Annotated in this window: 23 protein-coding genes and 1 pseudogene; 12 read left to right on the top strand and 12 right to left on the bottom strand. The window is 73.5% G+C overall.

Annotated features, from left to right (window positions below; all coding sequences use genetic code 11):
- The first annotated feature begins 21 nt into the window (after nt 1–21).
- Nucleotides 22–417 carry a YchJ family protein gene (locus tag B5D80_RS22130; protein WP_088645839.1) on the top strand — a complete coding sequence of 132 codons (396 nt, stop codon included), beginning with the start codon at nt 22–24 and terminating at the stop codon, nt 415–417.
- Here the strand turns inward: B5D80_RS22130 and B5D80_RS22125 are convergent.
- The 4 genes from B5D80_RS22125 to B5D80_RS22110 all read right to left on the bottom strand — a co-directional run bounded on the left by B5D80_RS22125 (nt 406) and on the right by B5D80_RS22110 (nt 5,200).
- Complete coding sequence (locus tag B5D80_RS22125; RefSeq protein ID WP_088645838.1) at nt 406–1,602, bottom strand: MFS transporter; 1,197 nt, start codon at nt 1,600–1,602, stop codon at nt 406–408. The genes B5D80_RS22130 and B5D80_RS22125 overlap by 12 nt on opposite strands.
- Before the next feature lie 204 nt (nt 1,603–1,806).
- On the bottom strand, nt 1,807–2,805 hold the full coding sequence (locus B5D80_RS22120; protein WP_088645837.1) for a mechanosensitive ion channel family protein: 999 nt from the start codon (nt 2,803–2,805) through the stop codon (nt 1,807–1,809).
- Between the two features lie 106 nt (nt 2,806–2,911).
- Nucleotides 2,912–4,531, bottom strand: a complete 1,620-nt coding sequence (locus B5D80_RS34870) for a serine/threonine-protein kinase (RefSeq protein WP_088645836.1) — start codon at nt 4,529–4,531, stop codon at nt 2,912–2,914.
- 120 nt (nt 4,532–4,651) lie between these two features.
- Nucleotides 4,652–5,200, bottom strand: coding sequence for a MarR family winged helix-turn-helix transcriptional regulator (locus B5D80_RS22110; RefSeq protein ID WP_088645835.1), 549 nt, complete (start codon nt 5,198–5,200; stop codon nt 4,652–4,654).
- A gap of 51 nt (nt 5,201–5,251) precedes the next feature.
- Between B5D80_RS22110 and pip the strand changes: the two are divergent.
- The 4 genes and pseudogenes from pip (at nt 5,252) to B5D80_RS22090 (ending at nt 9,675) form a co-directional block, all read left to right on the top strand.
- Nucleotides 5,252–6,205, top strand: a pseudogene (gene pip, locus B5D80_RS22105) (prolyl aminopeptidase).
- A gap of 200 nt (nt 6,206–6,405) precedes the next feature.
- On the top strand, nt 6,406–7,539 hold the full coding sequence (locus B5D80_RS22100; RefSeq protein ID WP_088645834.1) for a peptidoglycan recognition protein family protein: 1,134 nt from the start codon (nt 6,406–6,408) through the stop codon (nt 7,537–7,539).
- Nucleotides 7,540–7,597: 58 nt separating this feature from the next.
- Nucleotides 7,598–9,172 (top strand): FMN-binding glutamate synthase family protein, encoded by a 1,575-nt coding sequence (locus B5D80_RS22095; protein WP_088645876.1) that lies wholly within the window; start codon nt 7,598–7,600, stop codon nt 9,170–9,172.
- A gap of 131 nt (nt 9,173–9,303) precedes the next feature.
- Entirely contained in the window at nt 9,304–9,675 is a 372-nt protein-coding gene (locus B5D80_RS22090) for a hypothetical protein (RefSeq protein WP_144081734.1), read from the top strand.
- A gap of 53 nt (nt 9,676–9,728) precedes the next feature.
- Here B5D80_RS22090 and B5D80_RS22085 read toward each other — a convergent pair whose 3' ends face one another.
- Nucleotides 9,729–11,195, bottom strand: coding sequence for an SDR family oxidoreductase (locus B5D80_RS22085; RefSeq protein WP_088645832.1), 1,467 nt, complete (start codon nt 11,193–11,195; stop codon nt 9,729–9,731).
- Between the two features lie 154 nt (nt 11,196–11,349).
- Nucleotides 11,350–11,991 carry a hypothetical protein gene (locus B5D80_RS22080; protein WP_088645831.1) on the bottom strand — a complete coding sequence of 214 codons (642 nt, stop codon included), beginning with the start codon at nt 11,989–11,991 and terminating at the stop codon, nt 11,350–11,352.
- A gap of 284 nt (nt 11,992–12,275) precedes the next feature.
- Here B5D80_RS22080 and B5D80_RS22075 point away from each other — a divergent pair, with 284 nt between their 5' ends.
- The 4 genes from B5D80_RS22075 to B5D80_RS22060 are packed head-to-tail and all read left to right on the top strand — an operon-like array spanning nt 12,276 to nt 14,410.
- Nucleotides 12,276–12,677, top strand: coding sequence for a YbaB/EbfC family nucleoid-associated protein (locus B5D80_RS22075; protein WP_088645830.1), 402 nt, complete (start codon nt 12,276–12,278; stop codon nt 12,675–12,677).
- A complete protein-coding gene (locus B5D80_RS22070) occupies nt 12,664–12,984 on the top strand; it encodes a type VII secretion target (RefSeq protein WP_088645829.1) in 321 nt (106 codons plus the stop codon). The genes B5D80_RS22075 and B5D80_RS22070 overlap by 14 nt, the downstream gene beginning before the upstream one ends.
- Nucleotides 12,981–14,126: a WXG100 family type VII secretion target gene (locus B5D80_RS22065; RefSeq protein ID WP_245854860.1), complete on the top strand. Its 1,146-nt coding sequence runs from the start codon at nt 12,981–12,983 to the stop codon at nt 14,124–14,126. Before B5D80_RS22070 ends, B5D80_RS22065 begins: the two co-directional genes overlap by 4 nt.
- Nucleotides 14,126–14,410, top strand: a complete 285-nt coding sequence (locus B5D80_RS22060) for a hypothetical protein (protein WP_088645828.1) — start codon at nt 14,126–14,128, stop codon at nt 14,408–14,410. Before B5D80_RS22065 ends, B5D80_RS22060 begins: the two co-directional genes overlap by 1 nt.
- A 54-nt stretch (nt 14,411–14,464) precedes the next feature.
- On the opposite strand, the gene B5D80_RS22055 is transcribed toward B5D80_RS22060, so the two are convergent.
- The 5 genes from B5D80_RS22055 to B5D80_RS22035 all read right to left on the bottom strand — a co-directional run bounded on the left by B5D80_RS22055 (nt 14,465) and on the right by B5D80_RS22035 (nt 18,573).
- The gene (locus tag B5D80_RS22055; protein WP_088645827.1) at nt 14,465–15,457 is read right to left on the bottom strand and encodes a hypothetical protein; all 993 of its coding nucleotides are present in this window, start codon (nt 15,455–15,457) and stop codon (nt 14,465–14,467) included.
- Between the two features lie 91 nt (nt 15,458–15,548).
- Complete coding sequence (locus B5D80_RS22050; RefSeq protein ID WP_211291604.1) at nt 15,549–16,223, bottom strand: DUF6308 family protein; 675 nt, start codon at nt 16,221–16,223, stop codon at nt 15,549–15,551.
- Between the two features lie 260 nt (nt 16,224–16,483).
- A complete protein-coding gene (locus B5D80_RS22045) occupies nt 16,484–17,431 on the bottom strand; it encodes a phosphotransferase (RefSeq protein ID WP_088645825.1) in 948 nt (315 codons plus the stop codon).
- Between the two features lie 143 nt (nt 17,432–17,574).
- Nucleotides 17,575–17,907 (bottom strand): hypothetical protein, encoded by a 333-nt coding sequence (locus tag B5D80_RS22040; protein WP_088645824.1) that lies wholly within the window; start codon nt 17,905–17,907, stop codon nt 17,575–17,577.
- A gap of 9 nt (nt 17,908–17,916) precedes the next feature.
- Nucleotides 17,917–18,573, bottom strand: a complete 657-nt coding sequence (locus B5D80_RS22035) for a DJ-1/PfpI family protein (protein WP_088645823.1) — start codon at nt 18,571–18,573, stop codon at nt 17,917–17,919.
- Between the two features lie 101 nt (nt 18,574–18,674).
- On the opposite strand from B5D80_RS22035, the gene B5D80_RS22030 reads away from it, so the two are divergent.
- Nucleotides 18,675–19,628 carry a GlxA family transcriptional regulator gene (locus tag B5D80_RS22030; protein ID WP_088645822.1) on the top strand — a complete coding sequence of 318 codons (954 nt, stop codon included), beginning with the start codon at nt 18,675–18,677 and terminating at the stop codon, nt 19,626–19,628.
- A 33-nt stretch (nt 19,629–19,661) separates the two neighbouring features.
- On the opposite strand, the gene B5D80_RS22025 is transcribed toward B5D80_RS22030, so the two are convergent.
- On the bottom strand, nt 19,662–20,543 hold the full coding sequence (locus tag B5D80_RS22025) for a LysR family transcriptional regulator ArgP (protein ID WP_088645821.1): 882 nt from the start codon (nt 20,541–20,543) through the stop codon (nt 19,662–19,664).
- A gap of 69 nt (nt 20,544–20,612) precedes the next feature.
- On the opposite strand from B5D80_RS22025, the gene B5D80_RS22020 reads away from it, so the two are divergent.
- Nucleotides 20,613–21,206, top strand: a complete 594-nt coding sequence (locus B5D80_RS22020) for a LysE/ArgO family amino acid transporter (RefSeq protein WP_088645875.1) — start codon at nt 20,613–20,615, stop codon at nt 21,204–21,206.
- Nucleotides 21,207–21,325: 119 nt separating this feature from the next.
- Nucleotides 21,326–22,323: M23 family metallopeptidase (locus B5D80_RS33945; RefSeq protein ID WP_425437232.1), on the top strand; the 998-nt coding region annotated here is incomplete at its 3' end.

The following is a 22,323-nucleotide window of genomic DNA, read 5'->3' as shown; positions in this document are numbered from 1 at the left end:
CGGTTGCGGCAGGATGGGCGGGTGGCGAAACACGCGTCTCCCCGGCCCTGCCCCTGCGGCACCGGCCTGCCGTACGCCGACTGCTGCGGGCCGCTGCACGCCGGCGACGGCACGGCCCCGACGGCGCAGGCGTTGATGCGCTCCCGGTTCAGCGCCTTCGCCGTCGGCGACGACGACTACCTCCTGCGGAGCTGGCACTCCACGACCCGGCCCCGGCAGGTGCACCTCGACCCCGCCACCCGGTGGACCCGGCTGGAGATCGTCGACAGCACGCGCGGCGGCCTGCTGGACACCACCGGCACGGTGAGGTTCCGCGCCCACTACCGCGAGGCCGGGCAGCCGGGCACGATGGCGGAGCACAGCCGGTTCGTCCGCGAGGACGGCAACTGGGTCTACCTCGACGCGCTACCGGACTGATCCCGACACCGCCAGCACCCCGGCCAGCAGCAGGTACGGTACGGCCGCCGCCACGAACGCCGCCGGGTGCCCGCCGGTCGCGGCGACCAGCGCGTAACCGGCGTAGGCCACGATCATGGCCAGGTCGGTGCCCATGCCCGCGACCGAGGTGACGGTGGCCCGCCCCGGGCCGGTGATCCGGTCCTGCAGGCGGGCGTCGGCGAGCACGGTGGCGAGTTGCAGGGCACCGAACGCCACCCCGAGCAGCAGGAAGCCCGCCGGGTGCCGGACGGCGGCCCCGACGGCCAGGGCGACCGCGGCCAGGGCGGGCAGCGCCGCGTACCCGCGGGTGGTCAGGCGTTCCGCGGCCGGGGCGAGCAGGCCGCCGACGGTCATCCCGAGCCACACCGGCAGGAGCAGCAGCGGCACCGTGGACGCCGCGACGCCGGTGTCGCGGGCCAGCAGCGGGGCGTACTCGTCGAGGGTTCCCCAGACCGCCGTCACCGCCGGGACGAGCAGCACGGCCGCCCGTACCCGTCGGTCGGCGCGGGCCTCGGCGAGGCCGGCGCGTAGACCCGCCCACCAACCCGGCCCGGCCGCCTCGTCGACGGGCGCGGCGGGCCGGTGTTCCGGGAAGCGGATGGCGACGGCGGCGGCGAGGACGGCGGACAGCACGCTCGCCGCGCCGACCGCCCGGTAGCCGCCGGCGGCGAGGACCGGGCCGGCCAGGCCCAGCGAGGCGAGCACCCCGAGCACCCCGGCGGTCCGGCCCCGCCCCATCGTGCGGGCGTAACGGCCGGCCGCGCCGAGCCGGTCGAGTTCGGTGTACACCAACGCCTCCAGGGCGCCGGAGCCGAGCGCGCCGCCGGCTCCCCACAGGACGAAGCCGAGCGCGAACGCCCACCACGACCCGGCCAGCACCCACAGCGCGAAGCAGGCCCCGGTGAGCAGCGGCGCGAGGCAGAGCAGCAGGCGTCGGGAGACGGCGTCGGCCCAGGCCCCGGAGGGGACCTCCAGCACTATCGCGGTCACCGACCAGATCACGAAGAGCGCGGACACCTGCCCGACGGTGAGCCCGGCGTCGCTGAACAGCAGCACGTACACCGGGTAGAGCAGGACGAGATCACTGAGGAACAGGTAGCTGTAGAGCGTGGCGGACAGCCGGCGGACACGGGTGTCGGGCACCCGCGTGGAGAGGGCGTTCATCAGGGCCTTTCCCGGGGACGGAACGGACGCGGGAGGTACGGCGTCCGTGGCGGTCCACGGTTTCGGCCTTCAGTGCCGGATCAACATCGCCAGGTCATGTGCGGAATGCTAGCCGGCTGCGGCCCGGAGCGTGAGCCCCGGCACGGCGTACACCCGCCGACGGGGCGGGAGCCGGTCGGCGTCCCGTCCCGTCGGCGGGTGGGGTCAGCGGCGGGAGGTGTCCGGATCCAGCGGGGGGATGACCATGGTGGCCTCGCTGTCGGTGGCGGACCCGTCGGACGGCCCGGCCTGGCGCGGCACGACCTGGGTCGCCTCGACGTCGTCGGGGCGGGTCACCACCTGGGTCCGCTCGGCGTCGTCGTCCACCGCCACCGCCGGAGGCGGCGTGGTGGGGACCGGTGCCGCCGGAGCGGGCGTGGTGGGGGCCGGGGTGGCGGTGGTGGCGGGCACCGGCTGGGTGCGTTCGGCCTCCGCGTACGGGTCCAGCCGGGCCTCGACGTCGCGCCGGCCGGCCCGGTAGGCGCGGGCGTGGGTGGCGATGGTGCGCGACTCCTGCTCGGCGCGGGTCAGCCAGGACTCCCAGCGGGCCTGCATCGGGCGGACCAGACCGCCGCCGACCCCGACGACGAGGATGCCGCCGACGGTGGCGAGCACGGCGACCAGCACCGGCGTGGTGACCGCGGTGGCGACGCCGATCTGGTTGAGCGCGGCGATCACGCCCAGGCCGAGGATGAACACCGAGGCGATGTTGGCCAGCACCCGGCCGTAGGACAGGCCGCCGAGCGCGCTGCTGATGATGTCCTTGACCGCGTTGGCGATGGCGGCGGCGACGACCACGATGACGATCGCCACGAACGCCCGGGGCAGCCAGGCGATCACGCCGGCGATGAGGTCGGAGATCGGGTTGGGGCCCCAGATGCCGAAGGCGAGCTGGAGGGTCACCAGCAGTACGCCGTAATAGGCGAGCTTGGCGACGATGTCGCTGGCGTCGTAGCGGGAACGGGCCAGCGCGGTCTTGATCCCGCCCCGTTCGACGGCCCGGTCGAAGTGCACCCGTTCCAGCACCTTGTCGACGATCTTGCGGACGGCCTTGGCGATCAGCCAGCCGGCCACCAGGATCGCCACGAAGGCGACCGCCTTGGGCAGGAAGAGCATTACCGCCCGCAGGGCGTCGCCCACCGCATCGCTGAACTTGTCTGTCATCCGTGGTCCTCCACCGTCAGCTCGGTCGGCCCCCGAAGCTACCCCCGGCCCGGTCGCCGGAAACCCGGCGGGCCCGGCCGGACCCGCCGGCACCCGGCCGGCCCGGTCAGCGCGACGTGCAGGCGGGCAGCAGCGACACCACGACCGGGCCGGTGGGCGCGGAGGCGTTGCCGGCGTCGTCGACGGCGACGACCTGGATCGGGATCCGGGTCGTCGCCGAGGGCGCCGCCAGGTCACCGAGGGTGCCCTGGAAGACGTCCGGCGCGGTCTGGTCCATGCCGACGGTCCGGGTGGCACCGTCGAGGGTGTACCGGAACGCCACCCGGAGCCCGTCGCCGGCGGCCCGGTCGTCGACGACGGTCGCGGTGACCGTGGTCGCGGTGACGGCGTCGGGGCAGCCCTGCGGCTCCACGGTGGTCGGGGTGACGTCGGGGGTGGACACGGTCGGCGGCGACACGTCCGGCGGCACGAGCGGGAGGTTCGGCGTCGTCGGCGGCGCGGGGCTCGGGGTGCGTACCCGGGTGGTGGTCGCGGCGGCGGACCGGGTCGGGGCGGTGCTGGGCGGCGCACCGGTGGTGCTCGCCGCCGGGGTGGGGCTGCGGCTCGGCTCCGCCGGCACGACGGTGATGGCCGGCGCGGCGGCCAGCGGCGCGGGGCTGCGGGTGGCGGCGGCGGTCGCTCCCGGCCCGACGGTGCCGTCGGCGAGGGTGAGCGGACCGGACCGCCGGGCGGCGACACCCAGCGCGACGACGCCGACCAGCAGGGTGGCGGTCAGGCCCACCCCGACCAGGACGCTGCGCAGGCCGCCGCGTCGCAGGGCCGGGTGGGGACCGACGTCGGGGGCGTCCGTCGCCTCGTCGGCTCCGGGTTCCCCGTCGGGCAGTGGGAGGGACGCGGCGAGCAGCGCGACCCGTTGGGCGAGCTGACGCCGGCCGCGTTCCTCCCAGTCCCCGCCGTACGAGCGGGCGGCGGTGTGTTCCAGCTCGGTGAGGAAGATCTCGGCGGGCTGGGTACGGTCGGCGGGGCACCAGGCCAGCCCGTGCCGGAGCAGGTCGTGCACGGGTGCCGGGGTCGGGGCGTCCGGGACCGGCGCGGCGCTGTGCTGGGCGCGCAGGGTCGCCAGGTCCCGCCCGTCGTAGGGGGGTCGTCCGGTGAGGCACTCGACGAACGTGGCGGTGGCGGCGTAGATGTCGCCGGCCGGCTCGGCGGGCGCCCCGGTCCACTGTTCGGGGGCGAGCCGGCGGCCGGTGCCGGTGGGCAGCACGATGGCGAAGTCGGTGAGCTTGCTCCGCCCGTCCGGGGTGACGAGGACGTTCTCCGGCCGGTGGTCGCCGTGCACCACACCCCGGGCGTGCGCGGCGGCGAGCCCGGCGAGCGAACCCTTCAGGACGCGGAGCGCGGCCTCCGGCGGGACCGGGCCGTGCGCGCGCAGCAGGTGGCGCAGCGTCACCCCGTTGACCAGTTCGGTGACGATCGCGGCGGCGGAGTACGACTCGGCGTACTCGAAGAGCCGGCAGACGTGCGGATCGTCCACGTCGACCAGCAGCCGCGCCTGCTCCCGGAAGGCCAGCCGGAAGGCGGGGTCCGCGCCGAGGGACGGGGTGAGGTAGCGGATCGCGACCGGGGTGCCGGTGGCGTCGTGGGTGGCGAGCAGCACCCGGCCGGACGCGCCCGTGCCGAGCTGCCGTACCGGGGTGTAGCCGGACAACCGCCAGTCGCCGGTCACCCGCCGGCCTCTCCGGTCCGCCGGGACTGGTCACAGGTCAGGGCCACACTGATCATTCTTACCCGGGTCGAGCTGCGGTCCATCGGCGCAACGGTTGTTTCCGCGCGGCCGGACGTCCGGCTACGGGGATTGGTTCCGGTCACCGGTCGGGGTCGCCGGCCGGTCGCCCGGGTGGTGGCCGGCCGGGCCGGCGAGCTGCGGGGCGACGTCGGCGACGCGTTGCCGCATCGACCGGTGCCGCAGCGCGGCCAGGGCCTCGTCGACGAGGCGGCTCAACGGGTACGCCAGCTCCGCCTCGAACCGGCGGGCGGCGGTGGCGGTGGCGGCGTACTCGGCGTGCAGGACGGGCAGCAGGTCCCGGGCCCGGTCGGTGGGGGTGACGACGCGGTGCCGGGCGTCGACGCCGGGGGCGAGGGTGACCAGCCCGTCGGCCGCCATCCGGGCGATCGTCTGGCTGGCGGCGGAGTGGGTCACCCCGGTCGCCTGGGCCAGGGTACGGATCGACGCGGGGCCGAGCCGGTCCAGGGCGATCAGCACCGGGGTGTAGCGGGGGCGGAAGCCGGGCAGCCCGAGGTCGGCATAGACGGCGGCGACGTCGCCGTCCAGCAGGTCCAGCAGGTGCCGCAGCCGGGTGCCGAGCAGTGCGGGGTCGGACGCTTCGTCGGGCATGTCGTAATGTAACAGCACTGTTGTATCTCAGGACCCCGGGGAGGCCCACCGATGGACGAGCGGTACCCGCCGATCGAGCCGTACGACCACGGCATGCTCGACGTCGGCGACGGCAACGCGGTCTACTGGGAGGTCTGCGGCAACCCGGCGGGCCGCCCGGCGCTGGTGGTCCACGGTGGACCCGGCTCGGGCTGCGGCCCGTGGGCCCGGCGGTACTTCGACCCCGACCGCTACCGGGTGGTCCTGTTCGACCAGCGCAACTGCGGACGCAGCACCCCGCACGCCGCCGACCCGGCCACCGACCTGCGGCACAACACCACCGCGCACCTGGTCGCCGACATGGAACGGCTGCGCGAGCACCTGGGCGTCGACCGGTGGCTGCTCTACGGCGGCTCGTAGGGCTCGACGCTGCTGCTGGCGTACGCGCAGCGGCACCCGCAGCGGGTGTCGGCGATCGTGATCGGGGCGGTCACCACCACCCGCCGGTCGGAGGTCGACTGGCTCTACCGGGGTGTCGGCAGGTACTTCCCCCGCGAGTGGGAACGGTTCCTCGCCGGCGGCGGCGTCGGCCCGGACGACGACGTGGTCGGGGCGTACGCCCGGCTGGTGGAGGACCCCGACCCGCAGGTCCGCGAGCGGGCGGTGCGCGACTGGTGCGCCTGGGAGGACGCGGTGGTCTCCGCCGAGGGGGTGGGCAACCCGTACGGCGACCGGCCGTCGGCCGAGCGGACCGCGATGGTGCGGATCTGCGCGCACTACTTCTCGCAGGGGGCCTGGCTGGCCGAGGGTGAGCTGATCCGGCGGGCCGACCGGCTCGCCGGCATCCCGGGCGTGCTGGTCCACGGCCGGGTCGACCTGGGCAGCCCGCTCGCCACCGCCTGGGCGCTGCACCGGGCCTGGCCGGATTCGCGCCTGCACGTGGTCGAGGGGGCGGGTCACTTCGGCACGGTGCAGACCCGGCGGCACCTGCTGGCCGCCCTGGACGACTTCGCCGCCGCCGGCTGAGCGGCCGACCCGGGACCACCCCCCGACGGCAGGACATTCGGACAGTTCCGCCCGGCACGCCGCGACGATGGGCAGAATCGATCGATGACGCCCTCTAGCGCCGACCACCGAGGTGGCAATATCCTCCATCTCACGCGGAATCGCTGGAGCTAGTTTTCAGGTTCGCCGCCAGTGCCGTCGCCGGTCGCCGAGGAGATGCCATGCCCGTCGTACGCCCCGCACTCGACCGTCGTACGCTGCTGCGGGCCGGCCTCGGCGCGGCCACCGTCGCGGTCGTCGGGTCCGAACTGGCCCTGCCCGGCGACGCCCGGGCCGCCGCCCCCGGCGCGGACCTGGACTGGATCATCGGCTGCGACGAGTGGGACGCCCGCCCACCGGCCGACCCGCTGTCGGTCAGCACGATCCCCACCAACAAGATCATCGTGCACCACATGGCCTTCCCGAACGTCACCGACTACTCCCGCGAGCAGGCGGTCAAGCTGGCCCACGACTGCCAGGACCTGCACATGGACGGCAACGGCTGGTCCGACACCGGCCAGCACTTCACCGTCAGCCGGGGCGGGTACGTCCTGGAGGGACGGCACGGCAGCCTGGAACGGCTGCGGGCCGGCGACCGGCAGATGATCTCGGCGCACTGCCCCGGCGAGAACGGCCGGGCCATCGGCATCGAGAACGAGGGCACCTACGTCACCGACACCCCGCCGCAGGCACTGCTCGACTCCCTGGTCCGGCTCTGCACCACCATCTGCCGGCAGTACGGCCTGCACGCCCACGACATCTTCGGCCACTGGGACTTCCGCGTCACCCAGTGCCCCGGCGCGCAGTTCTACCGCCTGTTCCCCGGCATGCGCCGGGAGGTGTTCCGCCGGCTCGGCACCCGCCCGGTCGACGTGCCGGAGCGCCGCTGGCCCGACCTGTGGCGCTTCGTCAACGCCCCCGGCGTCCAGGTCGCCCAGTACCTGCTGGCCTACCGGGGCTACCCGGTCACCCCGAGCGGCACGTTCGACGCCGCCACCGTCGCCGCGGTCGGCGACTGGCAAGCCCGCAACGGCATCCCGGTCGACGTCGACGCCACCCTGACCGCCCCCACCTGGGAGACCCTCGCGCCCGAGTTGGGCCGCGACGCCACCGGCCTGCCCGTGCAGGCGGTGCAGTTCATCCTGAACTGGAAGGGCTACGCCGAGGTCGCCGTCACCGGCAGCTACGACCCGGCCACCCGCCGTGCCGTGCAGGATCTCCAGGCGTTGCACAATCTGCCCCGCACCGGTCGGGTCTCCACCAGCACCTGGTGCGCCCTGGTCGGCGGCGTCGTGCGGCAGTCGCTGCGGCGCTGACCACCCGCCACGCGGGCAGGCCGTTTGGGCGGCGGCGGCAGCGGGGAGTGTGGCCGGCATGACGTGGGCCCGCCGCACCGTACCCGTGATCGCCGCCGCCGTCGCCGGCCTCGCCGCCCGGGACGTCCTCCAACGTGACCATGCGCTGCTGCGCAACTTCCCGCTGGTCGGGCGGGCCCGGTACCTGCTGGAGGCGATCGGTCCGGAGCTGCGGCAGTACATCGTCGCCGGCAACGACGAGGAACGCCCGTTCACCCGGGACCAGCGGCGGTGGATCTACGCCTCGGCCAAGCAGGAGAACAACTACTTCGGGTTCGGCACCGACAACGACATCGAACGCAGCCCCGGCTACCCGATCATCAAACACCGCACGTTCGCCCCGACCGTCCCGCCGTCGCACCCCACCGCCGGACACGACGTACGGCTGCCGGCGGCCAAGGTGCTCGGTGGGCCCCGCGGCCGGGCGAAGGCGTTCCGCCCCGGGTCGGTGGTCAACATCTCCGGGATGAGCTTCGGCTCGCTGTCCGGCAACGCGGTGTCCGCCCTCAACCAGGGGGCGGCGCTGGCCGGCTGCCTGCAGAACACCGGCGAGGGCGGGCTGTCGCCGTACCACCGCCACGGCGGCGAGCTGGTCTTCCAGCTCGGTACGGCATACTTCGGCTGCCGGGACGCCCGGGGCCGGTTCGACCTCGCCCGGCTGCGCGACCTGGTCGCCGGGGCACCGGTGCGGGCCCTGGAGATCAAGCTCAGCCAGGGCGCGAAGCCCAGCCTGGGCGGGCTGCTGCCCGGGGCGAAGGTGTCCGCCGAGATCGCCGGCACCCGGGGGATCACCCCCGGGCAGGACTGCGTGAGCCCGTCGCGGCACGCCGAGTTCTCCGACTGCGACAGCCTGCTGGACTGGGTGGAGCTGCTCGCCGCCGAGACCGGGCTGCCGGTCGGCATCAAGTCCGCCGTCGGTGACCTGGGGTTCTGGGAGGAGCTGACCACGCTGATGCGCGACACCGGCCGGGGCGTCGACTTCGTCACCGTCGACGGCGGCGAGGGCGGCACCGGCGCCGCACCGCTGATCTTCACCGACTCGGTGTCGCTGCCGTTCCAGCAGGGCTTCGCCCGGGTCTACCGCACCTTCGCCGAGCGGGGGCTGCACGAGCAGACCGTCTTCGTCGGCGCGGGCAAGCTGGGCCTGCCGGACAACGCGGTGGTGGCGTTCGCGCTCGGCTGCGACCTGGTCAACGTGGGCCGGGAGGCGATGCTGGCGATCGGCTGCATCCAGGCGCAGAAGTGCCACACCGACACCTGCCCCACCGGGGTGGCCACCCAGAACGCCTGGCTGGCGCGGGGCCTGGACCCGGCCCGCAAGTCGGTGCGGGCGGCGAACTACCTCGGCACCCTGCGCCGGGACCTGGTCAAGGTGGCCGAGGCGTGCGGCGTCGAACACCCGGGGCTGATCGACACCGACGCCATCGAGATCCTCGACGGCCGGACCTCGGCCCGCCCCTTGCGGGAGGTCTACGGCTACCAGCCGCAGTGGGGGCTACCGTCGGCCGCCGACCGGGCCGCGATCGCCCGGCTGATGGCCGGCGAGGCCCCCCGGGGCGGCAGCGCCCTCCCCTCGGCCACCGCCCAGGGCTGACCCGGTTTCCTCCTCCTCCGGGGACGCCGGGCCACCCGGCCCACGCCGTCGACCTGGCCGGGAAACGCCCCGATTGCCCGACTGATCCGTCGGGGCTTCCCGGTCGCCGTCGGCTCGGGCATGCTGGACTGATGGGAGAGGTACTGCCGATGCCCAGCTTCGGTGACCTGTTCACCGACACGCGGGGCGACGACCGGACGATGCGGGTCAGCTACCACCCGGAGCGGGGAGCGGTGGTGCTGTCCCTGTGGAGCGGAACGACCTGCCGGGGGTCGTTCCGGATGGCCGTCGACGACGTGTCCCGGCTGCGCGGAGTGCTGGCCGAGATCGAGGCGTCGTCCGCTCCGACCACCGTGCTGCCGGTCGTCCCGCCCGCCGGCGGGCCGTCCCGCCCGTTCGACGCCACCGCCCCGGTCGCGCCGAGATCACCGGCCGTCGACCAGACCGGCGACATCTCGGGCACCGCCCACCGGGGCATGCTGCCGGTCCCCCGGGTGGCCTGACTCGGCACACCGCGTCCCGGCACGCGACCGGGTGGGGTGCCGGCCAGCACCGTTCACCAGGCGCAGGGCGCGTAGTCCTTCAGGAAGCAGCCGTACAGTTCCTCGCCCCGCTCGCCACGCACGATCGGGTCGTACACCCGGGCGGCTCCGTCGACCAGGTCCAGCGGGGCGTGGAACCCCTCGTCGGCCAGGCGCATCTTCGTCGGGTGCGGACGCTCGTCGGTGATCCACCCGGTGTCGACGCTGGTCATCAGGATGCCGTCGGCGCGCATGTCCTCGGCGCTGGTGCGGGTGAGCATATTCAGCGCCGCCTTGGCCATGTTGGTGTGCGGGTGCCCCGCCCCCTTGTAGCCCCGGGCGAACTGCCCCTCCATCGCCGACACGTTCACCACGTACGCCCGCCCGGTCGGCGCGGCGGCCAGCGCCGGCCGGAGCCGACTGACCAGCACGAACGGGGCGGTCACGTTGCACAACTGCACCTCGAGCAGCTCGACCGGGTCGACCTCGTGCACCCGCTGCACCCAACTGTTGGTGTCCCCGAGGTCCGGGGCGAGCCCACCGGCGTCGACGGCGGTGGCGGCGGCGATCCGCTCCGGCGTGGCGGACCGGCCGGTCAACGCCAGCGCGGTGAGGGCGTGCGGGGCGATGGTGGGTGTCGGCAGGGTGCCCTCGGGCAGCGCCAGGGTGACGCCCCGGCCGCCGGTGAAGGTGAGCAGTTCCGGCAGCGGCCCCTCGGGCAGCGCCGCCGACTCGGCGGCGACCAGGTGGGCGTACGCGCCGGGGGTGCGGCGTACGGTCTGCGCGGCGTTGTTGATCAGGATGTCCAGCGGGCCCTGCGCGGCGACCGAGTCGGCCAGCGCCACCACCTGGGCGGGATCGCGCAGGTCGATGCCGACCACGCGCAGCCGGTGCAGCCAGTCGGCGCTGTCCGGCATGGCGGTGAACCGGCGGACCGCGTCGTGCGGGAACCGGGTGGTGATGGTGGTGTGCGCGCCGTCGCGCAGCAGGCGCAGCGCGATGTACATTCCGATCTTGGCGCGGCCCCCGGTGAGCAGGGCCCGCCGGCCGGTCAGGTCGCACCGTGCGTCGCGGCGTTCCCGGTTGACGGTGGCGCAGTCGGGGCAGAGCTGGTGGTAGAACGCGTCCACCTGGCGGTACCGGGTCTTGCAGATGTAACAGCCGCGCGGGTTGATCAGCGTTCCGGCGGTGTCCCCGGCGGTGGGTGAGGCCAGCGGGATGCCCCTGGTCTCGTCGTCGATCCGCCCCGGGGCGCCGGTGGCGGTGGCGGCGGTCACGGCCCGGTCGTGCGCCAGGACGGCGTCCCGCCGCTCCTCGCGTCGCCGCTGCTTCACCATCTTGAACAGCCGGGCGGTGGCCCGCTGCACCCGTACCACGTCCGGATGGTCGCTGGGCAGCGACTCCAGCGCCGCGAAGACCCGCAGCGCGGCCGCCAGGTCGCCCTGGTCGACGCCGGGGGTATCGGCGTCGGGGACCGGTTGTCCGACGTTGTCCACCGTCATGTCCGCTATCGTCCCGCCCTCGCGTCCGGGGCCGACCGCCGGCCCGACCCGGGAACTCTACGCACCCGGGCCGGGCCGGCGCGACGCGCGGGGCCCGGCGTCGGCGGTGAGCCGGGCCACGGCCCCGTCCGGAGCCGCAGCCCGAGCCCGCCCGTCAGGGCAGCCTGATGCTCTTGGTGTTCGGGAAGCTGTACGGGCAGGACGCCGACGAGCCGGTGCCGACCACGACATAACCGGCGGGGATCGGCGAGGCCGAGCAGATGACGGTGATGCCCGTGGTGGACGGGGTGGTGATGGTCCAGGTGTTGGGGAAGCTGTACGGGCAGGACGCCGACGAGCCCTGCGCGACGATCACGAACCCGGACGGCAGGGTGGACGCCTTGCACATCACGCTCGCCGAGCCGGTCGGCGGGATCTTGATGGTCCACGTGTTGGGGAAGCTGTACGGACAGGACGCCGACGACCCCTCCGCCAGGATCACGTAGCCGGGCGGGATGGTGGAGACCTTGCACACGACGGTGGTCGAGGTGGCCGACGGCGTGGTGATGGTCCAGGTGTTGGGGAAGCTGTACGGGCAGGACGCGGACGACCCCTCCGCCACGATCACGTAGCCGGCGGGGATCGGGGAACTCTTGCAGATCGTCGTGGTCGCGGCGCTGGCCGGCGTGGCGACGGTGAACGTGGCGGCCACCCCCGCGACCAGGACGGCGAGGGCGGCCAGGACGGCGCGCAGGGGGGTGGTCGTTCCCGGGCCCCGCTGCCGCAGCAGCAGGCCCGTCCGGGCGATCCAGTTCACGCGGGATTCCCTTCACTCACGGAGTGCGCGACTACCGAGGGCGTCTTTGCCGATACGCGCTGTGAGCATAATGGACGCTCGGGGGTCGCCCGGCAACCCCCGGCCCTGACCGGGAAGCAATGAGGGCGGACAGCGGTACCGCCGGCCGCCAGGCTCCCACCGACGGGACACTGCCGCGCGTAACCGGTTGATACCGTGTCGGTGACGTCGGGTCGGTCGACCACGGCGGGCCGACGCCACCGGGCGAGGTGGCGTCGGGGCCACTGTCCCCTGGGGAGGGTCGGATGTGGGCGGACGAGTCGGCACTGGACGCCGCGGCACGCCGGCTCGACGAGTGGGAGTCGTCGCTCGCCGGGCAGGCGGAACGGGCACGGGCCCTGTCGGCCAGTGCGCAGGCGTTGACCGGCACCGCCCGCAGCTCCGACCGCACCGTCGAGGTCACCGTCGACTCCACCGGCCTGCTGGTCGGACTGCGGCTCGACGAGCAGACCCGGCAGCACTCCGCCGCCCACACCGCCCGGCAGATCATGGCGACGACCCGGGCCGCCCGCACCGACCTGCTGCGGCAGCTCACCGAGGCCACCACCCGGGCTCTCGGCACCGACGACCCGGCCACCCGGGCGATCATCGAGTCCCACCGGCGGCGACTCGACACCGGGCCCGGCACGCCGGATGCCGACCGGTGACGGAGTCCGGGTCGACCCGGACGACCTGAACCGGCACGCCGCCCACCTCGACCGCTGCGCCGACAGCCTCGACACCGCCGGCAGGGCCGGCAGACACGTCCGGCTCGACGCCGACGCGTACGGGCAACTCTGCGCGATCATGCCGGTGCTGCTCGACAGCCTCCAGCAGACCCTGGTCGACGGCGTCGGCACCGCCGCCGGATCGGTCCGTGACACCGCCGCGAAGCTACGGTCCAGCGCCGCGGGCTACCGGGCCGCCGACATCCGAGCAGCCCGCCACCTCGACCGGATACGGGACGGCCGGTGACCGGCAACCCGCTGGTCGCCACGGCGTCGGACGCCGGTCCCAGCGCATGGGCCGGGATCTGGATCTGCGAGGACATCGAACTCATCGCCCAGGGCGTCCGCACCGGCAGTTGGATCGACGGCAGCCTCGGCGTGGTCAGCGCCGGCCTGGACGCCCTCGCCCTCGTCTCCGACCCGGTCGGCGCGCTGCTCCAGTACGGCATCGCCTGGCTCATCGAACACGTCAGGCCGCTCAGCGAGGCCCTGGACTGGCTCGCCGGTGACCCCGCACAGATCACCGCACACGCCCAGACCTGGCGCAACGTCGCCGCAGCGCTCCGGCAGGACGCCGCCGAACTGACCCACGCGGTGCGTAGCGAGGTCGCCGGCTGGGGCGGCAGCGCCGGCACCGCCTACCGGGCCTGGGCCACCGAACAGCACCGGGCGATCACCGGCCTCGCCGAGGGCGCCGACACCCTCGCCGCCGCCACTGAGGGTGCCGCCGGCCTCGTCGCGGCCGTCCGGCTCCTCGTCCGCGACGCCATCGCCGCCTGCGTCTCCCGCCTCATCGTGTACGCGGGCGAACTGCTCGCCACCGGAGGGCTCGCCACGCCGTGGGTGGTGGAGCAGGTGACCACGCTGGTGGGCTCGTGGGCGGCGCGGATCGCCAGGCTGCTACGCGGGCTGCTGGCCAGCCTGCGGCGGTTGCTGCCGGAACTACGCCGCCTCGGCAACCTCATCGAGAAGCTCAAGCGCCTTCTCAGCCGGCTCCGGCACGCCGACCCCGCCGCTGATGACCTCAATCGAGTACGAGGCAAAGGCCATGGGCCCCGGATGCCGATGAGCCTGGAGTCGGTACAGGAGGTCGCCACCAAATACGGCATCGACGTATCCGGCATTCGCTTCAACATCAACAACCGGATCTCAGGCGTGTGCGGGGTGACCAGACCCGATCAGTCGGTCATGCTCTGCCGCGAGGCGTTCCGCAGCGAGGAGGATCTTGCCCGGACCCTTGAGCACGAGAAGTTCCACGTGTTGGAGCTCCGTGACGGCCGCCCCTACCCCACCAGCCGTGACGAGGCCGACGCCTTCGAAGACCGGGCATATGCCCATGAGGAACGATGGTGGAACGACCATCCGGTCAGGCCAGAGGGAGTGCGTTGATGGCAAACTTCGATGAGTGGCTGGACGCGTACGACGTCGTGTACCGCACCCTGCCGGCCTCCTCCGATCTTCCGTGCCCGAACTGCGGGCATCAGACGCTACGCCTGGTCTTCACCGCTCCCCCAGGAGCTCGACACGGCTATGCCTCGTTCTGGTGCGGCACCTGTCTGGAGGGAATTCACCTCTCCAGGGCACCCGTTCCCGACGGGGTCAGGGCGCTCTCCCTTGATCTGCCCGCCGAGGAACGTAACCGGGGCATCCCCAACTACCGCCTCATTACGTAACACCGGCCGGCGGGCCGCTCACCATTCCACCCGCCCCATAGAACAGTAAAATCGTTAGGCACTGTCCCGCTTCGTTTCGGGGGTGCTCGTGAAGCGGCTGGTCACGTCGATTCCGTCACGCAGGTAGTCGGCGAGGCTGATCCGCACGCCGTTCCGGACCACTTCGGTGCCCGCTCCGAACGACTCCGGCATCCGCCGGGTACGCCACCAGCGCAACGGCTCCCCCGCCGCCCGCTTCTGCCGCTTGAGGACCGCTTCCGCCTCGATGACGTCCGCGTGCCGACCCTCGACGACCTCGACCAGTTGGGCACCCGCCCGCAGGTGCTGCCGTACCCGGCTCGCCCCGCCGACGCCGAACTTGAGCAGTCCGCGGTGCCGCACCAGATACAGCAGGTACGGCGTGTCGCGTAGCGCGGCGAAGGTCCGGTCGTCGGGCTCGGGCGGGCACTTCGCGCAGGTGCGGTCGCGCAGCCGTTGCCACGAGCCGCAGCGCAGGTGCAGGCCCCAGGTCCCGTGGGAGAAGGGCGCCTGCCGTGCGCCGTACCACGGTAGGCCGTGGACGTCACCGGCCAGGTCGGTCCAGCCGTCGCGGCGGTGTCTGTCGAGTTCCTCGCCGAGGGCGATCGCGGCCCGGAACTCGGCGGCGGCCCGGGTGGGAATGGTGTCGGTGTCGGCCAGGCCGGCGAATCGGCGTACCCGGTCCGCGAGCGCGGGTTCGTCCGGCAACCGGGCCAGCAGGCGCGCCCCAACGGTGAGACTCGGCCCGGCGGACCGCTCGTCCAGACAGGTGTGGCACCGGGTCCGCCAGCCGGTACGACAGACCCGGAGGCTGTCGCAGGTGCGGCACTGGTAGATGTCGACGCCTCCACCCGGCAGCAGGCCGAGCGGTTGCATCTGGTCGGCGACCAGGTCCGCGCAGGGTCGGCAGTGGGCGTACCAGGCGATGTCCGGCCCACGCCGGCGGGTGTTCGCCCGGCCGTGGACGGTGTCGCCGCAGTTGACGCAGATGCACTGCGTCGGACGAACGCGTGACCTCGGTGCCGTCATCGGCCGGTGTCGGTGGAGCGCCGCTTGCCCGCCGCCTTCGCCTGCGGCGTCCCACCCCTGATGCGTACCGTGAAATGCCGTTCGTCCTGGCTCAACGTAGACGGATTCCGGCACAGTGGTCGCCGCTGTGCACCGGGCGGTGCCGCATCCAGAACACCACGTCGAGGACGCGGAGCAGGCTCACCGCCTCGGGCAGGCCCGCCTCCTTGTGCAGTGCGTGCAGCCGCTGCGTAAGCACGCCCTCATCCTCGCGGAGCCTGCCGTGCAGCCACTCCCAGAAGCCGGTGCCGGTGCGGTAGGCGCAGGACACCACCGCGTCGTATACCGGCACCAGCTTCGGACGCTTGCGGGCGAGCAACTTGCCGGCGACGACCCACCCGATGCCCTTGGCGTCGCGCAGCGCCCGCCAGGCGGTGTCGGCGGGACCGCCCGCCACCACCAGGGGGTACGCCTCGTCGGTGCCCAGCGCCACGTCGACCGGGATCCTCCCCAACTCGGCGGCGACCCGCTCGCCGAGGGGCCCCTGCAACAGGTCGAGCGCCTGCTGCGGTGGCACGCGCACCCGTAGCAGTTCCACCGCGACAAGGTCCTCGGCGGTGATGACGCCGGCCGTCTCGGGACGGCTCCCGCCACCACCGAGTTGGTCGAACTGTCCGCCGGTGAACGTCTCGTCGCCGGTGCCGAGGTAGTAGGTGTGCAGGTCGGAAACCGACCGGGGATCATCGAGGACGGCCAGCATCTCAGCGAGCGTCAGGGGTTGCGGCACGCTTCTCCTTCGAGGGCTCTGTGGTCCCGGCAGCGAACTACAGGTCGGCTAGACAACCAGATCGGTGACCGGCGGGGCAACACCACTTCGCGGCTCAGCCGTCACTCGTGTATGGCCGGGCAGAACGCCACCGCAGCCGTCGCCTACCTGCGCTTTCACCCGGTCGGTGATGCCGGGGAAAGCGCACCCATCATCATCTGCATCGATGACTACCGCAGTCGCGTCGTAAACCTGACAGCCAACGGAGCGGGATCACCTGCTCAGCCGAGCCCTCCGGCGAACGGCATCGACCGCCACTGGTCGAGCATGCCGCCGAGGGCGTCCGCCAGCATCGGCAACTGGGGGGCCAGGGCGAGGCAGGCGACGCCCCGCAGCATCCCCACCGCCGTCACGAAGCGCAACACCCCCTCGTCGAGGTCCCGCAGGTTCCGGCGCTGCGCCGCACTCCGGTAGGCGGCCTCACCGTCCGGACCGACGCCGACGACGTCCCACTCGACGGGCCCCAGCGTCACCATCTCGAAGTCGGCGTAGCGGTACCCGTCCACCCCGGCGACGATGTTGACGACCGGTGAGTCTCCGTGGACGGGTTGGAGATCGACCCCGGGGAACGTCTTCTCGAACAGTTCGCGGGAGCGTACGAGTGGTGCCAGCACCTGCCATTCCCGGCGGGCGCGGTCCAGGTCGGTCGGCGCGATGAGGTCGGGCTGGCCGTCGAGCGCGACGAGGCCGTCCTCGACGAACTGCGGTTCGGCGGCGGACAGGAACGACAACTCACCCGGGTAGTCGCGCAGCGCGGCATGCAGTTCGGGTACGAGGGCACAGTTCGCCACGTAGTCGGGTTCCCCGGCCGGGGCCAGCTCGATCAACTGCCAGAACGTCATCGAGAACCCGTCGTGCCGGACGGGTTCGCGGGGCACGAGGGGGCTGGGCGGGATGACCGGCACGCCCCGCTCGGTGAGCCATGCCGTCACGTCCAGTTCCGCCCGCTGCCGACCGGCCACACTGTCGAGGTCCGCGTAGGCGGGCAGGACGGTGGGCACCCGGGCCACGACGGGCGACGGCGCGAGGTGTACGACCACGGAGAAGGCTTCGTAGAGCACGCGGGCGTCGGTCACGTCGAGCCCCCGGGCGCGTCCGGCGTGGACGGCCGCGTCGACCGCACGCCGGGTGCGGTGGGCGATCTGCTCCGGGGTCAGGAAGCTCTGCATACCCCCATCCTTCCTCACGCCACGGACAGGTCGGGATCTCCGTCCGCACCGGGCCGACGACGCGAATGCCGGCGTACGAGACCTGCTACACCCGCCCCGTCGTGTGTCCGAGTGGCAGCACCCGGATCGACACCTGCGGCAACCTACCGGGCGGGTCGGGTGACCTGGCCGGATGGGCGGCGGGTCCCGGTGACCACCGTGCGGGGCAGCCGACCCGCGCGAGAGTGACCGGCCAGGGTGTCGCCCTCCACCACCACGTCGAAGTCGAGGTGCAGGCGCATCGGGCGGGTCACCGACTGCCGCCAGGTCACGCGGGCGTCGGCACAAGTCACCGCCGTCAGCGCCACGGTCTCTGCCGCCGTCGACGCGGTGCCGGCGGGCACCCCGCCGGTGTCGTGGAAGACGTAGGTGGCGCGGAGCGTGCCGATGGGGGTCTTCAGGCTGACGTCCCAGGTGCCGATGACGGGGTGTACCACCGGTTCTCCTCAGACCGTGACGGGAAGGTGGCCGGCGGCACGCCACACGGTGCCGCGTCGCTCGTAGGCGAAGAGGGTTTCCACGGCGTGCGCGACCCGGGGGCCGAACTCCCGTTCCAGGATGTGCAGCCCGAGGTCCAGGCCGGAGGTGACGCCGCCCGCGGTGACGAGGTCGCCGTCGTCGACGACCCGCGCCGGCACCGCGTGTACGCCGGTGGCGTCGAGCACGTCCATGCCGAGGTGGTGGGTCACCGCGTGGCGGCCCTCGATCAGGCCGGCCATGGCCAGGGCGAGCGACCCTCCGCAGACGGCCGCCACGGTCACGTCGGGGTTGTCGAGGGCGGCGCGCAGCAGCGGTACGGCCGCCGAGTCGGCGACCCGGGCCAGCAGCACGGGGATGGTCACCACGCCCTCGTCGGGGTCGCCGGTGCTCGGACCGCTGGCACCGGGCACCACGACGTAGCCCGCCCGGGTCGGGTCCAGCGGCGCGGTCGCCCGCAGCGTCAGGCCACGGGTGCCGCTGACCACCTCCCTCGGGCCCTCCGCCGAGACGAGTTCCACGGTCAGTGCGTCCCCGACGGTGTCGCCGCCGGCGGCGAGGACCTCGAAGGGCGCGACGACGTCGAGCGGGTCGAACCCGTCGAACAACACGATCTGTACCAACATGCCACCGATCCTCGACCGCACCGCCTGAACCGGCCAGTGGCAGGATTGCCATCGTCCGACTGTTTCTTGCCGTCCGCCGACGATTCCGGGGAGGTGCCACCATGCATACCGTGCTGGTCCTGGCGCTCCCGGGCACGATCGCGTTCGACCTGGCCACCCCGATCGAGGTGCTGGGCCGGGTGCGGTTGCCGGGCGGCCGGGCCGGCTACCGGGTGCTGGTCTGCGGCAGCGAGCCGGTCGTCGACGCCGGCCCGCTGCGGCTGGCCGTCGACCACGGCCTCGACGCGCTCGCCACCGCCGACACCGTCATCGTGCCCGGCCGCTACGACCCGGCCGCGCCGGTGCCCGGCGCGGTGCTGGACGCGCTGCGGGCGGCTGCCGCCGCCGACGTCCGGATCGCCTCGATCTGCGTGGGCGCGTTCACCCTGGCCGCCGCCGGGTTGCTCGACGGCCGGCGGGCCACCACGCACTGGGCCGCCGCCGAGCTGTTCCAGGCGACGTACCCGGCCGTCCGGGTGGATCCGGAGGTGCTGTACGTCGACACCGGCCAGTTCGTCACCTCCGCCGGGGCCACCGCGGGCGTGGACATGTGCCTGCACCTGGTCCGCCGTGACCACGGGGCGGCGGTCGCCGCCGACGCGTCCCGGCAGGCCGTGGCCCCGCTGCACCGCGACGGCGGGCAGGCGCAGTTCATCGTGCGCCCCGGCGTGGACCCTGCCGGAACGGGGCTCGGCCCGGTGCTGGAATGGTTGGAGTCGCACGCGGACGGGCGGCTGACCCTGGCCGACGTGGCCGCCCGGGCCGGGCTCAGCGTGCGTACGCTCAATCGCCGTTTCCACGAGGAGACCGGCCGTACCCCGATGCAGTGGGTCGCCGCCGTGCGTGTCCGCCGGGCGCAGGAGCTGCTGGAACGCACCGACCACGGCGTCGACCGGATCGCCCACCTCGTCGGTTTCGCCTCACCGGCGCAGTTCCGGGTCCAGTTCAAGCGGCTCAGTGGGGTGTCGCCGCAGGTGTACCGCAGGACCTTCGTCGCCGGACGGGCGACCGGCTGAGCGGAGTCCCGACGGGGTCCGCCCAGCTCACAGTCAGCGCAGTGCGGTGCTCGCGGCGGCCCGCACCGCCGCCGTCAGCGCCGCCAGCGCCGCTGATTCCAGTCGCCAGTACTGCCAGTACAGCGGCACGTCGAGGTGCCGGCCGGGGGCCAGCTCGACGAGGCGGCCGGCCGCGAGGTCGGGGCGGGCGACGGTTTCGGGGAGCAGGCCCCAGCCGAGGCCGAGCCGGACCGCCCCGGTGAAGGCGGCCGTCCCCGGCACGAAGTGCGTCGGCGGGTCGACGTCGCGGCGGGTGAGCGTACGGGCGAAGCGGTGTTGCAGGGTGTCCTTGCGGTCGAAGCGGATCATCGTCGCGGTCGGGAACGCGGTGGCCGGGTCGCGGTCGGCGAAGCTCGTGGCGTGCAGGGCGGGTGCGGCGACGGCGAGGTAGCGCATCGCGCCGAGGCGCAGGACCCTGCAGCCCTGCACGGCGACGCGTTCGGTGGTGACAGCCGCCATCACGGTGCCGTCGCGCAGCAGCCGCGCGGTGTGCCCCTCGTCGTCGGTGTGCAGGTCGACCAGCACGTCGGGGACGGCGGTCAGGGCGGGCAGGAACCAGCCGGCGAGGGAGTCGGCGTTGACCACGACGGCGACCCGGGTGCGGGTGGGGTCGCCCAGCGTGCCGCGCGCCGCGTCGAGGGCCTCCTGTTCCAGCAGCGCCAACTGCCCGCCGAGGCGGACCAGCGGGGTGCCGGCGGCGGTCGGCACGACCGGTCGGGTGCGGCGGACGAGCACCTGCCCGACGGCCTGTTCGAGGGCCTTGATGCGCTGGCTGACCGCCGACGGGGTGACGTTCATCGCCCGCGCGGCGGCGTCGAAGCTGCCGTGGGTGACGACGGCCTGGAAGGTAGCCAGCTGCACCGGGTCGAGGGGCATAAGCGATTCTAACGGCCGTGCAGAATCTTTAGCTGGAGTGCAGGAGGCCGCCGTCCTAGCGTGGCCGTCATGGGTTCCGTGCTCGCCGGTTTCGGCTTCTCCCTCGCGCTGATCGTCGCCATCGGGGCGCAGAACGCCTTCGTGCTGCGCCAGGGGCTGCGCCGGGAGCACGTGCTGCCGGTGGTGGCGATCTGCGTGGCCGCCGACGCCACCCTGATGACCGCCGGCATCGCCGGCCTGGGGGCCGCGCTGACCGCGACGCCGGCCGTCCTGGTCGCCGTCCGCTGGGGCGGCGTCGCGTTCCTGCTCGGGTACGCGCTGCTGGCCGCCCGCCGCGCCCTGCGCCCCGCCGCTCTCAGCCCGGTCGACCGTCCCCCGGCCACGTTGCGGGCGACGCTGCTGGCCTGCATGGCGTTCACGTTCCTCAACCCGCACGTCTACCTCGACACGGTGGTGCTGCTCGGCACGGTCGCCCACCAGGACCCGAACCGGTGGGCGTTCGGTGCCGGCGCGGCGGCGGCGAGCCTGGCCTGGTTCACCGGGTTGGGCCTCGGCGCGCGCCGGCTGGGGCCGCTGCTCGCCCGTCCGGCGGCGTGGCGGGTCATCGACGCGACGATCGCCGGAATCATGGTGGCCGTCGCCGGCTCGGTCGCCGCCGGCTGAACGGCGGCAGGCAGACGCACAACTGCTGATTCGCCACCGGCGTGGACCCTCCGGGCGGACCTCGGGACCGTAGGATCGACATCCTTCAACCCCGCGATCCACTTTGGAGGGAACCGCGCATGACGGGTCCACTCGCCCGGCTCCGCACCGCCGCCCGACTGATGCTCGCGACCGCCGGCGTCGCGGTGCTCGCGCTCGCGGGCGCCGCCGTCGTGACCACCCCGGCCCAGGCCGCCGGCCCCCGGCCGAACTTCCAGATGCCGGTGCCCTGCGGCGAGACCTGGCGGATGGCCACCTACTACGGTCACGACGACTACGACATCGACCTGACCTTCACCGGCGGGGCCAGCAACGGCCGGCCGATCCTCGCCTCCGCCAGCGGCACGGTCTCCTTCGCCGGCTGGGGCAGCGGCGGTGGCTGGCACGTGATCATCGAACACGGCGGCGGGTGGCGGACGCTCTACCTGCACATGATCGAGACGCCGATGGTCGCCGCCGGCCAGGGGGTGTCGACCGGCCAGCAACTCGGCCGGGTCGGCAGCACCGGCAACTCCACCGGCCCGCACCTGCACTACGAGCAGGTACGCGACGGCGTCAAGACCGAGTCGTACTTCAACGGGGTGCCCTCCGGCATCACCTCCGACGGCAGCCCGTCGACCGGCCCGCTCTACATCTCCGGCCCCACCTCGCCGGCCCGGAACATGACCAGCCAGAACTGCGGCCAGGCCGCCAACCGCCAGGTGTACGAGTCCGGCAGCCACAGCGGCTGGCAGATGCTGCCGGTCAACAGCATCACCGGCTCGGCCACCGCGTCCATGGTCATGGGCGGCAACAAGCTGCTCTACACGGTCAACAACGGCCTGGTGTACGAGGCCTCCAGCGACACCGGCTGGCGCAACCTGTGGACCGGCATCTCCGGCGTCAGCAACAACGCCCTCGCCGTGATCAACGTGGACGGCGTCAAGTACATCTACACCGTGGTCGGCGGCTGGGTGCACGAGGCGTCCAGCGCCAACGGCTGGAAGAACCTGAACACCGGCATCTCCGGGGTCAGCAACAACGCCCTGGCCGCCATCAACCACAACGGCGTGAAGATCATCTACACCGTGGTCGGCGG

Origin of the sequence: Micromonospora wenchangensis (genome assembly GCF_002210435.1) — a bacterium.
Classification (GTDB): domain Bacteria; phylum Actinomycetota; class Actinomycetes; order Mycobacteriales; family Micromonosporaceae; genus Micromonospora; species Micromonospora wenchangensis.
Note: the sequence above shows the minus strand (reverse complement) of the source record. Positions and strands in the feature narration are given on the sequence as shown.